Raw genomic sequence first — 13,340 nt, 5'->3', positions numbered from 1 at the left:
GCGATGTCGTACCTGGTGACGGTCCCGGAAATATTGACTTCATCGGCTGGGGAGCTGGCGAGTATTGGCTCGGCGCTCAACGCGGCCAACGCGGCGGCGGCAACTCCGACGACGGCGATACTGGCGCCGGGCTCCGACGATGTGTCGGCCGCCATCGCATCAGTGTTTTCCAAAGAGGCCCAGGCATACCAAGCGCTCACCGCTCGGATGGAAGCGTTTCATCAACAGTTTGTCCAGGCCTTGAACGCCGGCGCAGCCGCGTATGCCAGCGCCGAGGACGTCAACGTGCTGCAAGTCTTGGAGCAACAGGCGCTCGCCCTGATCAACACGCCCACCAATCTGCTGCTTGGGCGCCCGCTGATCGGCGACGGCGCCAATGGGACGGCCCCGGGCGAGGCCGGCCAGGCTGGCGGGTTGCTGTACGGCAACGGCGGGAACGGCGCGCCCGGTGCGCCCGGCAAGGCCGGCGGCGCCGGCGGCGACGCGGGGCTGATCGGCAGCGGCGGAGCCGGGGGGGCCGGTGGCAATGCCGTCAGCGGCACCCTCACGGGTGGGGTCGGCGGGCACGGCGGGCAAGGCGGCTTGCTGTACGGCAACGGCGGGGCGGGAGGTCGAGGCGGGGACGGCACGCTGACCTCGGTCACCAACGGCAACGCCGGCAACGGCGGCAACGGCGGCGCCGCCGGGCTGTGGGGCAACGGCGGGGCCGGCGGGGCAGGTGGCGCCGGCGGGCTCGCTCCGTTCTCCAACAACGAGTTCACCGGTGGGATAGGCGGCAACGGCGGCAACGGTGGAAGCGCCGGGTTGCTGTACGGCACCGCCGGTGCGGGCGGGCAGGGCGGGTCCGGCGGGCCCGGCGTTGCTAACGGATTTAGCTTCGGCGGCTCCGGTGGTGCTGGCGGCACCGGCGGCGCGGCCGGGCTGATTGGCAACGGCGGGGTCGGCGGCCAAGGCGGAGATGGCGGCATGGGCGGGTTTGCCAACGGCCAAATCGGCGGAGCCGGTGGAGCTGGGGGTGCGGGAGGCACCGGCGGCGCCAGCGGGCTCCTGTTCGGGGCCGGCGGCACCGGCGGGGCCGGCGGACACGGCGGCACCGGTGGCAGGGTTTTAGACCTCTCTATTGGCGCCGCTGGCGGCGCCGGCGGTAACGGCGGCGCCGGTGGCGCGAGCGGGTGGCTGATGTCCAGCGGCGGAGCCGGCGGAGCCGGCGGGCAAGGCGGCACCGGCGGGAACGGCAACATTCGGGGGGGCGCCGGCGGCCACGGTGGCGGTGGCGGCGCCGGCAGCGGCGGCGGCTGGATCGGCGACGGTGGGGCCGGCGGCACCGGCGGCACCGGCGGCGCTGGCGGCTCCGTCGGCGACCCACCCGCCCCATCCGGGCCGAGCGGCCAGGGTGGTAGCGGTGGCAACGGCGGCAACGGTGGATGGCTCCAAGGCAACGGCGGCGCCGGCGGCGCCGGCGGGTCCGGCTTCGGAGCCGGCAATGGCGGTAACGGCGGCGACGCCCGTCTGATCGGCAACGGTGGGGCCGGCGGTGCGAAAGGTGACGGGGGCGCAGTTCCTCCATTTGGAGTCGGTGGCGGCGGGGGCGTCGGTGGGCTGGTGTTCGGCAACGACGGTCCAGCCGGGTAGCCAGTCAGCCAAGCGCGTTGATTCTGCGTCCACGGCGGAAAAATCGCCAGGACCCCGACCTCACCGCAGACTCGATGCCATGAGGCCATACCTAGGACGCCGCTGATGTAATGGCCCCTGGTGGGTTGGCGTCGACGGCGTCCGAATTCTGACCCGTGACGGCATCTGAAAATTGACCCCTTGGATGGTCGGTCGGTGGTGGGGTCAGGCAATCGCCCAGCCCGCGGCTCCGTGGTGTAGGCCCAGGGCGGCCAGTCGGGCGAGGTTGATGGCGCCGGCTCGGGCCAGGATGTCGGTCAGGATGCGTTTGTGTCCGCGGCAGCGGGCTCTTCGGCCACCCCAGGGGCGGTGGGTGAAGTGGCTGATCTTGCGTTCCACCACCGGCCGATAGGTCCGGTAGTCCTGCTGCCAGGCCGGATCTCGTTGGCGCGCTTTGGCGTGCTGCAGCGCGGCTTCCCGCGGGTGAATGCTGATCACGCGCCCCCGACGGGACTTCGTGCACTCCGCCCGCAACGGACACGACTGACACAGCACACCGAAGCGCGCCACGGGGTGACGCACACCAGCGCGGATGCTCACGGTGTGATCAGCCGGGCAGGTGACGGTGCGGCCGGCCAGATCAATCCTGAACTGGTCTTTGGAATAGCCGTTGGCGTTGCGCACCGGAGGCACTTTGGCGCGCATGTCATGACCCCGCTGGGTCTGCTCATCCAGCGTAGCCCCGCCGGCGTAGGCCGAATCCCCATACACCTCAAACCCTTTGGACCCCGAACCATTCTGTGAGTCGCTACCGTCGTCATCGTCATCGTCCGATTCGGCATCGGCAGGTGCGCCCGCGACGGGTTCGTTCAGCAGCTCGTCGATGACCTCGCGATCGGCGGTGTTGGCCGCGGTGATGGCCACATTGGTGATCAGCTCCTCATCCGGATCCACACTGAGGTGACTTTTGTAACCGTCGAAGGTACGGGCCCGTGACTTGTGCCCGTGGCGGGCCTCGACATCGACGGTGGAGATCAGCCGATCCCGGGCCACCCGCCGGGCGATACGAAACACCCCATCCTCGCCGGCCTCGACGTCTTGGCCGGCCACCAACCCCAGCAGCTGGGCGGCTTCGGCGAGCGGCCCGTCCAACTCGCGGCCATCCAGCACCTCCAACGCCGCCTGGGCATCGCGGGCCAGCGCATCCACCAGCGACTCTCGGGCTTTCGGGTCGTCCCAGTCGCACGGCGGCTTACCCAGGCTGGCGTAGTCATCGTCGCGGGTCAGCACCTGCCGCACCGCACCCGCCAACGCAGGATCGGCCCGGTCAGCCACGGACAGTACTTTGCGGATCGCGGCCCGCAACTGGATCACCGTGTCCTGAGTGGCCACCGCATCAAACAACGGGGTGGAATCCAACACCCGCCGCCGTCCCCGTAACAACCCGGCCGCTTGGGCGGTGGTATTGACGTCATCGAACAACCGCCGCGGCCGATCGGACTTCCGCAGCCGGTTGCGCATCCCAACGAGCACCGTGGGGTGAAAAGCCTCCGCCCCCACTGTCAACCCGGCAGCGGCCTTCCAACGCAAGTCGAAAGCCAGCCGGTCACACGCTTCCCGATCCGACAAGCCCTCGTAGGCCTGCAACAGCATCACCGTGGCCACCACGCGCGCCGGCACAGTCGGGCGGCCCCGCGTCGAGGCCTTGAACAAGTCGGCGAAATAGTCATCGCCGAACAGCGCGCCGCCGTGCTCGGCCAACAGCCGATAGATGCTGCCCTCGGGCAACTGATCACCCACCAGAAGCATCGCGTCATCGAACCGGCCCTGCCGATTCTCACATCCCAACGCCACCCACCGATCCTCATGGCACACCCGCGCCAAACCCGGTCAGGCACGCCGAAACCCGGGCCACTAAATCAGCAGCGTCCTAGCGGCGCTTGGCGCCCCGCTTCTCGCGCACCCGCACGTTGATGCGGATCGGGCTGCCCTCGAACCCGAACGTCTCGCGTAGCCGCCGCTCCAGAAATCGGCGGTAGCCCGCCTCGAGAAAACCCGAGGTGAACAGCACGAACGTCGGCGGCCGGGCGGTGGCCTGGGTGGCGAACAGGATGCGCGGCTGCTTGCCGCCGCGCACCGGCGGCGGCGTCGCCGCCACCACCTCCTTGATCCAGCCGTTCAGCGGACCCGTCGCGATCCGGGTGTCCCACGACGCCAGAGCGCTCTCCATCGCCGGCACCAGCTTCTGCAGCGCCCGCCCGGTTTTGGCGGAGACATTGACCCGCTGCGCCCAGCGCACCTGAACCAGTTCCCGGTCGATCTCGCGCTCCAGCAGCTCGCGCCGGTCCTCGTCGACCAGGTCCCACTTGTTGTAGGCCAGCACCAGCGCGCGCCCGGCCTCGATGACCATCGACAGCACCCGCAGATCCTGTTCGGTCAGCTGTTGCGACGCGTCGATCAGCACGACCACCACTTCGGCGGCATCGATGGCCCCGTGCGTGCGCACCGACGCATAGAACTCGTGGCCGCTGGCCTGCCCGACCTTGCGGCGCAAGCCCGCGGTATCGACAAATCGCCAGACCTTGCCGCCCAGCTCGATCAGCGAGTCCACCGGGTCGACGGTGGTTCCGGCGACCTCGTGCACCACCGACCGTTGATCTCCGGCCAGCTTGTTCAGCAGCGAGCTCTTGCCCACGTTGGGTTTGCCGACGAGCGCGACCCGGCGCGGACCGCCACCGCCCGGCGCTGACTCCCCCACCTCGGGCAGCGCCGCCAGCACCTCGTCGAGCAGGTCGGCCACGCCGCGCCCATGCATCGCGCTGATCGCATGCGGCTCACCGAGGCCCAGCGACCATAACTCCGCCGCATCGGCTTCGACCTTCTCGCTGTCAACTTTGTTGGCCGCCAAGAACACCGGTTTGCCGGATCGCAACAGGATGCGCGCGGCGGCCTCGTCGGCGGTGGTGGCGCCGACCGTCGCATCGACGACCAGGATCACCGCGTCGGCGGTGCGCATGGCGACCGACGCCTGCTCGGCGACCAACTGCTGCAGGCCTTTTGCGTCGGGCTCCCAGCCCCCGGTGTCCTGTACGACGAAGCGGCGTCCGGTCCACAGCGCGTCATAGGAAACCCGGTCCCGCGTCACGCCGGGAACATCCTGTACAACCGCCTCGCGGCGGCCTACGATCCGGTTGACCAATGTCGACTTGCCAACGTTGGGCCGGCCCACGATCGCGACTATCGGCGCCGGTACGGACTCTGCAAAGTCTGCCCGGTCGGAATCGTCGATTTCCCAATCGCTTTCGTCGATCCAGGTACCGTCTGCATCGTCGCGGGTCACGACGCGGCCTCGCTTCGCTGTGTCACCAACTCCAGCAGGTGGGCAATCACCTCGGCCTCCGTCATGTCGCTGGTGTCGACGACGATCGCATCCGAGGCGGCCCGCAGCGGCGACACCGCGCGCGTGGAATCGAGACGGTCGCGCCGGCGTACGTCGGCCAGCACACCGCCATAGTCGTCGGCCAGACCCGCCGCAACATTCTGGTCGTTGCGCCGCTTGGCACGAGTTTCGGCCGATGCGGTCAGGAAGATCTTCACCGCAGCGTCGGGCAACACCACGGTCCCGATGTCGCGACCCTCAACAACCACGCTGCCCGGCCCTTCAGCCAGAGCACGTTGCATGTGGACAAGCCGGCGGCGCACCGCAGGAACCGACGAAACCGCCGATACCGCCAGCGTCACCTCATCGCCGCGGATCTCTTCCGAAACATCTTCACCGGCAAGGCAACAGCTGGTCTTGTCGGGGTCGTAACCCACCGACATCTGCACGCCCGACGCAACATCCTCGACCGCTTGGGGATCCTCCGGATCAACACCCGCGCGCAGCACCGCTAACGTCACAATCCGGTACATTGCCCCGGTGTCGAGGTACCGTGCACCCAGTTTGCGCGCCAATCCCCTTGATACGGAGGACTTTCCGGTACCAGCCGGACCGTCTATGGCGACAACGACGTTCATAGCCCGACCGCTTTGTACAGTTGCCCGATCTCATCCAGATGCAACGCCCGGATGCTGCCCGGGCGTTGCTTGCCCAGCGACACCGAGCCAATATCGGTGCGCACCAGCGCTTCCACCGGGTAGCCCACGGACGCCAGCAGCCGGCGGACGATGCGATTGCGCCCCTCGTGCAGGGTCACCCGTACCAACGTCTTGCCGGGAATCGCGTCCACCACCGCGAAATCGTCAACGCTAGCCGGCCCGTCCTCCAATTCGATTCCCGCCCTTAGCTTCTTGCCCAGCCCGCGCGGCACCGCCCCAGTGACCGTCGCAAGGTAAGTCTTGGGTACCTGATGAGAGGGATGCATCAGCCGGTGTGCCAGTTCGCCGTCGTTGGTCAGCAGAATCAACCCTTCGGTGTCGGCATCCAGCCTGCCGACGTGGAACAGTTTCTTGTTACCCCGGACCTTGCGTTCGATCAGATCGCCGATGCACGGCCGCCCGCGATCGTCGGACATGGTCGAGTGCATGCCGCGCGGCTTGTTCAGAGCAAAGTACACCTGCGAGTCGTCAACGACCACCCTGGCTCCGTCGACGCGAATCACCGAGACGTTCGGATCAACCCGCGTACCCAACTCGGTCACCGGCTGCCCGTCCACCTCGACGCGGCCGTCGATAATCATCTTCTCGGCGGCCCGCCGCGATGCAATCCCCGCCTGGGACAACACCTTTTGCAATCGGATGCCTTCAGTCTCGACCATCAATCGCGGTCCACATCGAACGTCAGGGTTTGGTCAGTTGCCTGGCCACCGTTGAGTTTGATGAAGCGTGGCTCAGTGTCCAGGGATTCGCTCAGGTCGTCGATCGTGTCGACATCGGGAAGCAGCGGAGCGATGTCAGGGAGGTCTGCCAAGGAATTCAAGCCCAGACGCTCCAGGAATAGTTCGGTGGTTGCGAATGTCACCGCGCCGGTGTCGGAGTCGGCACCAACCTCGGTGATCAGCCCGCGCGCCAGCAAGGTACGCATGACAGCGTCGACATTGACGCCGCGCACCGCACTCACCCGCGCACGCGTCACTGGCTGACGGTAGGCAACCACAGCCAGGGTTTCCAGCGCAGCCCGCGTGAGCTTGCTGCGCGCGCCGTCCAGCAGCAGCTTCTCGACGTACGGTGCGAACCGGGCGCGGGTGTACAGCCGCCAGCCCTCGCCAGTTTCCCGAAGTTCGATTCCGCTGTCGCGTTCGGCAAGTTCGTCTGCCATCAGGCGCAGCTTCGCGGCCACGCGGTAGACCGGTTGCTCGGTGGCGGCGGCCAACGCCTCGGCGGTCACAGGAGTGTCGACCACCAGCAGCAACGCCTCGAGCACGCGGCCGAGTTCGTCAGGCTCCAACTCCGCGGGCTCGGCGATGTCCGGCAGGCTGCCCACACCGTCATCCGCATGTTCGGTCATGATTGGTCTTGCCCTTCTACCAAGGCTTGGGGAGTCGGCCGTTCCCCGGTCCACGAAACCTGGAGCACGCCAAGGGGCTCTGACTGGTCGAATGCTACCGCCCGCGACCGATACAGTTCGAGCAGCGCCAGGAAACGCCCAACGATCTCGATCGAAGCCGTGCAATCAGCGACCAGCTCAGAAAATGAGGCCCACTGCCCGCTGCCCCGCGCCTCCAGCATCGCCAGCAAGTGTTTGGCCTGCTCAGGAACCGAAACGGTTTCCTCGTGCAGATGTCCAGTGGCCACCGTGGGCACCGGACGCGGGGTAAACGCGATCGCGGCGATCTCGGCGAACCGGTCGGCGTCGACACCGAGCATCACCTCGGGAAGCAGGCCGGCGAAGCGCTCCTCCAACGACACCGCGCGTGGATAGCTACGCAGCGCGTTGGCCTCCAACTCGGCAAACATGTCCGCGACATGCTTGAACGCCCGGTATTGCAGCAGCCGCGCAAAAAGTAGGTCCCTAACTTCCAGCAGGGCCAAGTCTTCTTCGTCATCGACCTGCCCGGCCGGAAGCAGCCGCGCCGCTTTGAGATCGAGCAAGGTCGCCGCGACCACCAGAAAGGCGGTGGTCTCCTCCAGTTCCAACCGGGAACCGATCGCCTTCGTGTAGGCGATGAAATCATCGGTGACCTGGTGCAACGCCACTTCGGTGACGTCGAGGCGATGCGCGAAGATCAGCTGCAGCAGCAGATCGAACGGCCCCTCAAAGTTAGTCAGCCGGACCTGAAAGCCGTTTTCGGGTGCCGCCTCACCGTTCGCGGTGCCGTTCACACGCCGAATCGGTAGATGAACTCGCGAGCCAGCGCGCGGTAGGCCAGGGCGCCCCCCGACTTGGGGGCCCATGTGGTGATGGGTTCGCCCGCAACGCTGGTCTCCGGGAAACGGACCGTGCGGGTGATCACGGTGTCGAACACCAGGTCACCGAACCGCTCCACGACACGGGCCATGACCTCACGGGAGTTGACAGTCCGCGGGTCGTAGCGGGTGATCAGGATTCCGCCGATGTCCAGCTTCGGGTTGAGCCGGTCACGGACCTTGTCGACGGTGTCGGTGAGCAGCGCCAGACCACGCAGCGAGAAGAACTCGCACTCAGTTGGGATAACTACGCCGTCGGCGCAGGCCAGCCCGTTGACCGTGAGCAGGCCGAGCGAAGGCTGGCAGTCGATCAGCACATAGTCATAGCGGTCCAGCACCGGGTGCAGTGCCCGAGCCACCGTCTGCTCCCGGCCCACCTCGTTGACCAGCTGAATCTCGGCGGCCGATAAGTCGATGTTGCTGGGTACCAGGTCCATGTGCTTGACGCGGGTGTGCAGCAGCACGTCGTCGATCGACACCCGCGGTTCCACCAGCAGGTTGTGGATGGTCTGGTCCAGCTCGTAGTGTGGCACGCCCAGGCCGGCAGACAGGGCACCCTGCGGGTCCAGATCCACCAGCAGTACCCGCCGGCCACACTCGGCGAGAGCCGCACCCAGGTTGATCGTCGAGGTGGTTTTCCCGACTCCGCCCTTCTGGTTGCACATCGCGACGACCTTGGCCGGGCCGTGCGAGGTGCGCGGGGTGGGATCCGGAATCGACCGCGGCGGCCGGCCGGTGAGGCCGATCTCAATGCCGCCGTCAAGGTGATCGGTCATGCCCGGCCGCGACCAGTGGTGACGGGCGTCAGGGTGGACATCGCAGGAAAGTCTAACGGGTAGCTACGCCTGGGCCGGGAGACCCGCAGGCAAATCGGCCGCCAATACTGTCAGGCTGATTCGAGGATGGTTCGCAGCTTGTCACGTTGAACGTTGTCGGCGAGCGCGGTGAGTTGGTTCTCGATGTGTGGCGGGATCTGTTTGATGCTTACCTCAATACCATCCCTCTCGGAGTGGTCGATGAAATGCAGCAGGGCGCGGGCGCCAGAGGTGTCGAGGTAGGTGACGTGCTCTAGATCCAACGACACATCAGCCTGGCCGTCACGAAGAGGTTTGAATACGCCGTCGACAGACAGGAACGACAGGGGCCCCTCGATTCGGTACGTGCCGGTGTCGTCTTGGGTGACATTGGCCCTGCGCTGCCGGGATCGGAGCGCATGGACCACCAACGAGAGGACGATTCCCACCATCACCGCGACGGTGAGGTCGACCAGGACGGTGACGATCATCGTCGTGAACAGGACGACGACGTCGCCTTTGGGTGACACGTGTGCTTTACGCATGGCCTTCCAGTCGAACATGCCGACCGCGGTGAGTATCAGGATTCCCGACAGCACAGCGAGCGGGATGTGCTGAACCACTGCACCGAGTCCCGCGACGAAGACGAACAGCACGACGCTGTGGGTGGCCGCAGATAGTGCGGTGCGGCCACCGTTTCTGATATTCACCACCGATCGGACGGTCGCGCCGGCGCCGGCCAATCCGCCGAACAGCCCCGTGGCGACATTTCCGATTCCCTGGCCGATCAGTTCTTTGTTGCTGCGGTGCCGGGTACCCCTGATGTTGTCCACTACGACCGACGTCAACAGTGAGTCGATGGATCCCAGTAGCGCGATGGCCAGCGCCGAAAACAGCACCTGCACAACCAGCGAACCGCTGAACTCCGGGAAATTGAACGACGGCATGGCCTCTGGGATCTCGCCGATGTAGTCGACCGTTCTGTTGATCGAGACCGGCCCGATGCCGAGATCGCGCAGCAAAGGCTCAAGGAGCGGCAATGTCGAGGTGATCAGCACCAGGACCATCAGGCTCGGGGGAATCGCTTTGATGAGCCTGCCGGAACCCAGCAGCAGAACAATCGTCACCAACACGATCAGGAAACTGCTCCGCACCTGGTCCAACTGACTCATGATGATGATGAGCGCGATTCCGCCCATGAACCCAGAGACCACAGGGCTCGGAATGTAGTGGATGAGCGAGCCGAGCCGGCAGACCCCGAACAGGATCTGAAACATACCGGCCATGATGAATGCGACGAAGGCGGCTTCGAGTCCGTGGGCGGCGATGGTTGCCGTAGCAACGACCGTAATGGGACCGGTGGGGCCAGTCACCTGGCCGGGTGTCCCACCGAATACAGCCGCGAAGAATCCGGCGAAGATGGCGCCGTAGAGCCCGACAAGCGCACCCTGAGATGTTCCGGTGGCGGTGATGCCGAACGCGATCGCCAGGGGCAGCGCAACAATCGCGACGGCCACGCCGGACAAGAGCTCTCGTGCGATTCGTTGCAACACCACGGCAGCACCTTCTAGCCAAGCGAACCCGAACCCGACCCGCTCCGGGCCGAGTTGCCGACCAGACTTTCCGGCACTCCTGCAGTAAAGATGCCGTAAAGACCTACATAAGGCAACCCTTCGCGCTGCCGACGTTGCGCGCAGCTGCGCGGCGGGCAGCACGTAACGCTCGAAACCGCGAGCGTGCTGGGGATATGAGATGCTGTCCCGCGTGGGGCTGAGTGCGTTGCATGCGTAGGAGCTGATGGCCATGGAGTACGGCGCTGCCGATCCGCAAACACCTCAGGCGGCCGATCAGCTCGACGCCAGGCTGCTCCGCATCGCCGGCGTGTGTGTGCTGGGCTCGATGATGACAATTGTCGACACGACCGTTGTCACCGTCGCACAACGGACCTTCGTCGCTGCTTTCCAAACCACCCAGGCCGTCGTCGCGTGGACGATGACCGGCTACACGCTTGCCATGGCCGCCGTGATCCCCCTGGCGGGTTGGGCAGCAGACCGGTTCGGTACCAAGCGACTCTTCATGGGGTCGCTCGCCGCGTTCACACTGGGCTCCCTGTTGTGTGCGATGGCGCCAAACATCGGTCTTCTCATCGCATTTCGGGTGATGCAGGGCCTCGGCGGCGGCATGTTGATGCCGCTGGTCCTCACCATCTTGACCCGCGAGGCCGGGCCCAAGCGGATGGGCCGTGTGTTGGCGGTGCTGGGCATCCCGATGCTGCTCGGCCCGATCTTCGGACCGGTGCTGGGCGGCTGGCTGATCGACGCCTACAGCTGGGAATGGATCTTCTGGATCAACCTGCCGATCGGGCTGATCGCATTCGTCCTCGCGGCGATCGTGTTCCCACAAGATCATTCGGCCCCATCGGAAACCTTTGACTTCCTTGGCATGCTGCTGCTCTCCCCCGGCCTGGCGACTTTCCTATACGGAGTGTCGGTTGTCCCTAGTCGCGGCACGGTGACCGATCGCCAGGTGTGGATGCCGGTAGCGATCGGGTTGGTGTTGATCATCGGGTTCGTCCTGCATGCGCTTCACCGCAGCGATCATCCGCTGATCGATCTGCGCCTGTTCAAGAATCGGGTGGTCACCCTGGCCAACGCGGCGATGTTCTTTTTCGCCGCTTCCTTTTTCGGTGCCGGGCTGCTCTTCCCGAGTTACTTCCAGGAGTTGCTGCATCAGACCCCGTTGCAGGCTGGGTTGAGCATGGTCCCCCGGGGAATCGGTGCCATGGTGACGATGCCGGTCGCCGGATCGTTGATGGACAGACGTGGTCCGGCCAAGATTCTGTTGGTCGGCATCACACTGATCGCAGCGGGCATGGGCATTTTCGCCTATGGGGTGGCCAAGCACGCCGATTACGTGCCGACACTGATCACCGGGCTGACGATTATGGGTTTGGGGATGGGTGCCACGATGATGCCGCTGGCCGCGGCGGCGGTGCAAACCCTGGCCCCAAATCAGATCGCGCGGGGTTCGACGCTGGTCAACGTCAACCAGCAGGTGGCTTCCTCGGTGGGGACGGCGCTGATGTCAGTGATATTGACTAGCCAGTTCAACCGCAGCGAAAACGTCTCCGCAGCAATCAAGATCGAGGTGTTGCGCGAAGACGCCGCCCGGCGAGGGGTGCCTGTTGACCCTTCCGAGATGCCGCCCCAGGCACTCGACGCGAATTTCCCAGGCAACCTGCTGCACGACCTTTCGAACGCCTACGCCGTGGTGTTCGTGGTGGCTGTCGTGCTAGTGGCGGTGACGTACATACCGGTGACGTTTCTGCTGAAGAAGCCTGCCGATCGAGTGTCGACGGCCGCCGCTTAGGCGGCTTCGATATCGAATTCGATGGGCAACGTGGCCGGTCCGGTGAGCGGCGCAAACGGTTTCCACGGCGCGGGGCCGGTGCGCCGCGGGTTGCGCATGCGCCGTGTCATGACCGTCAGCGCCTGGGTGAGTTCGGCCCTGGCCAGGTGCGCGCCCAGGCAGTGGTGGGCGCCAAGACCGAATGCCAACCTCGCCGAGGAGTCGTCACGCGTGATGTCGAGGCGCTTCGGATCGTCGTAAATGTCGGGATCGCGGTTCGCCGCGGCGACGTTGACGCTGACTTGAGTGCCCGCAGGAATGACCACCCCGGCGAGCTCGACGTCCTCGATAGCCTGCCGGATAACAAAGAACGCCGCCGGCGTGTGCCGTATGAGCTCGGCGACCGCCCTCGGCGCCAGTTCCGGGTGCTCGGCAAGCAGCGCCCACTGCTCCGGGTGATCGCAGAGCACCTGCACCGCTGCGGCCAGCTGATGGCGAGTGGTGTCCGTCCCGGCCATCAGCATTGCAGACACCAACCTGCACAGCTCGTCGCGGGTAAGTCGGTCGCCATCGTCCTCGGCGCGAAGCAACTCCGAAACTAGGTCGTCTGTGAGGTTTTCGCGCCGCTGGACGACCATGCCGTCAATGTAGGCATCGAGGTGGTCATACGCCTGCATGATTACCGCTTCGTTGCCGGCGACATCGAATGTAAACATTTTGAAGATGTCGTCGGCCCAATCCGAAAACAGCCGCCAGTCTTGCACTGGAGTGCCGAGCAACGCGCAAATCACCGGGATCGGATAGGGCCGAGCAATGTCCTTGACAACATCGCACTTGCCGACCGACGTCAGCGGGTCGACAAGCGACGTGATCACCTCAAAGATCGTTGCCTCCAGCCGCGCCGTAGAACGTGGGGTGAACGCCTGGGAAACCAACCGCCGCAACCGATTATGTTTCGCCCCCTCCAGACTCATGAGGTTATTGCGGAACCTGTCCCACAACCGCCCGGACGTAATGCCTTGGGCGGCAAGAAAGAGCCCCTTCGGTACACAGAATCGGCTGTCGGGCAGCACACTGCGCACCAACTCATAGCTAAGAATTTCCGGGCCGAGCAAGCCCATTGCGATCGGCCCATGCTCACGAGCCTCCCGAATACGCCGGTGCGCCTCCTCGGGGCTTTGGGCGTCCATGTAGGACAGCTTCGGCAGGTCGGCTTTAAACACGCTTGGACACATGGAATTT

11 protein-coding genes are annotated in these 13,340 nt (G+C 65.7%); 2 read left to right on the top strand and 9 right to left on the bottom strand.

Annotated features, from left to right (window positions below; genetic code table 11):
- The first annotated feature begins 3 nt into the window (after positions 1–3).
- On the top strand, positions 4–1,632 hold the full coding sequence (locus AADZ78_RS12595; protein WP_204803038.1) for a PE family protein: 1,629 nt from the start codon (positions 4–6) through the stop codon (positions 1,630–1,632).
- Between the two features lie 204 nt (positions 1,633–1,836).
- On the opposite strand, the gene AADZ78_RS12590 is transcribed toward AADZ78_RS12595, so the two are convergent.
- The 8 genes from AADZ78_RS12590 to AADZ78_RS12555 form a co-directional block, all read right to left on the bottom strand.
- Positions 1,837–3,465: a transposase gene (locus AADZ78_RS12590; protein WP_085250103.1), complete on the bottom strand. Its 1,629-nt coding sequence runs from the start codon at positions 3,463–3,465 to the stop codon at positions 1,837–1,839.
- A 76-nt stretch (positions 3,466–3,541) separates the two neighbouring features.
- Positions 3,542–4,951, bottom strand: a complete 1,410-nt coding sequence (gene der, locus AADZ78_RS12585; protein WP_085249674.1) for a ribosome biogenesis GTPase Der — start codon at positions 4,949–4,951, stop codon at positions 3,542–3,544.
- Entirely contained in the window at positions 4,948–5,628 is a 681-nt protein-coding gene (cmk, locus tag AADZ78_RS12580) for a (d)CMP kinase (RefSeq protein ID WP_085249675.1), read from the bottom strand. The genes der and cmk overlap by 4 nt, the downstream gene beginning before the upstream one ends.
- On the bottom strand, positions 5,625–6,368 hold the full coding sequence (locus AADZ78_RS12575) for a pseudouridine synthase (RefSeq protein WP_085249676.1): 744 nt from the start codon (positions 6,366–6,368) through the stop codon (positions 5,625–5,627). The genes cmk and AADZ78_RS12575 overlap by 4 nt, the downstream gene beginning before the upstream one ends.
- On the bottom strand, positions 6,368–7,057 hold the full coding sequence (gene scpB, locus AADZ78_RS12570) for an SMC-Scp complex subunit ScpB (RefSeq protein WP_085249677.1): 690 nt from the start codon (positions 7,055–7,057) through the stop codon (positions 6,368–6,370). The genes AADZ78_RS12575 and scpB overlap by 1 nt, the downstream gene beginning before the upstream one ends.
- Positions 7,054–7,872, bottom strand: a complete 819-nt coding sequence (locus tag AADZ78_RS12565; RefSeq protein WP_085249678.1) for a segregation/condensation protein A — start codon at positions 7,870–7,872, stop codon at positions 7,054–7,056. Before AADZ78_RS12565 ends, scpB begins: the two co-directional genes overlap by 4 nt.
- A complete protein-coding gene (locus AADZ78_RS12560; RefSeq protein ID WP_085249679.1) occupies positions 7,869–8,732 on the bottom strand; it encodes a ParA family protein in 864 nt (287 codons plus the stop codon). Before AADZ78_RS12560 ends, AADZ78_RS12565 begins: the two co-directional genes overlap by 4 nt.
- 110 nt (positions 8,733–8,842) lie before the next feature.
- Positions 8,843–10,303, bottom strand: coding sequence for a SulP family inorganic anion transporter (locus AADZ78_RS12555; protein ID WP_085249727.1), 1,461 nt, complete (start codon positions 10,301–10,303; stop codon positions 8,843–8,845).
- 244 nt (positions 10,304–10,547) lie between these two features.
- Between AADZ78_RS12555 and AADZ78_RS12550 the strand changes: the two genes are divergently transcribed.
- A complete protein-coding gene (locus AADZ78_RS12550) occupies positions 10,548–12,119 on the top strand; it encodes a DHA2 family efflux MFS transporter permease subunit (protein ID WP_085249680.1) in 1,572 nt (523 codons plus the stop codon).
- Here the strand turns inward: AADZ78_RS12550 and AADZ78_RS12545 are convergent.
- Complete coding sequence (locus tag AADZ78_RS12545; protein ID WP_085249681.1) at positions 12,116–13,333, bottom strand: cytochrome P450; 1,218 nt, start codon at positions 13,331–13,333, stop codon at positions 12,116–12,118. The genes AADZ78_RS12550 and AADZ78_RS12545 overlap by 4 nt on opposite strands.
- Between the last annotated feature and the right edge of the window lie 7 nt (positions 13,334–13,340).

Source organism: Mycobacterium riyadhense (assembly GCF_963853645.1).
In the GTDB taxonomy this organism is placed as follows: Bacteria; Actinomycetota; Actinomycetes; order Mycobacteriales; family Mycobacteriaceae; genus Mycobacterium; species Mycobacterium riyadhense.
The sequence above is the reverse complement of the archived record's forward strand: the minus strand, read 5'-3'. Positions and strand labels throughout refer to the sequence as shown.

Bases quoted from the DNA above. Each gene is read 5' to 3' on its own strand.
- AADZ78_RS12595 (WP_204803038.1), top strand. From the start codon at position 4: ATGTCGTACCTGGTGACGGTCCCGGAAATATTGACTTCATCGGCTGGG.
- cmk (WP_085249675.1), bottom strand. From the start codon at position 5,628: ATGAACGTCGTTGTCGCCATAGACGGTCCGGCTGGTACCGGAAAGTCC.
- AADZ78_RS12575 (WP_085249676.1), bottom strand. From the start codon at position 6,368: ATGGTCGAGACTGAAGGCATCCGATTGCAAAAGGTGTTGTCCCAGGCG.
- scpB (WP_085249677.1), bottom strand. From the start codon at position 7,057: ATGACCGAACATGCGGATGACGGTGTGGGCAGCCTGCCGGACATCGCC.
- AADZ78_RS12560 (WP_085249679.1), bottom strand. From the start codon at position 8,732: ATGACCGATCACCTTGACGGCGGCATTGAGATCGGCCTCACCGGCCGG.
- AADZ78_RS12550 (WP_085249680.1), top strand. From the start codon at position 10,548: ATGGCCATGGAGTACGGCGCTGCCGATCCGCAAACACCTCAGGCGGCC.
- AADZ78_RS12545 (WP_085249681.1), bottom strand. From the start codon at position 13,333: ATGTGTCCAAGCGTGTTTAAAGCCGACCTGCCGAAGCTGTCCTACATG.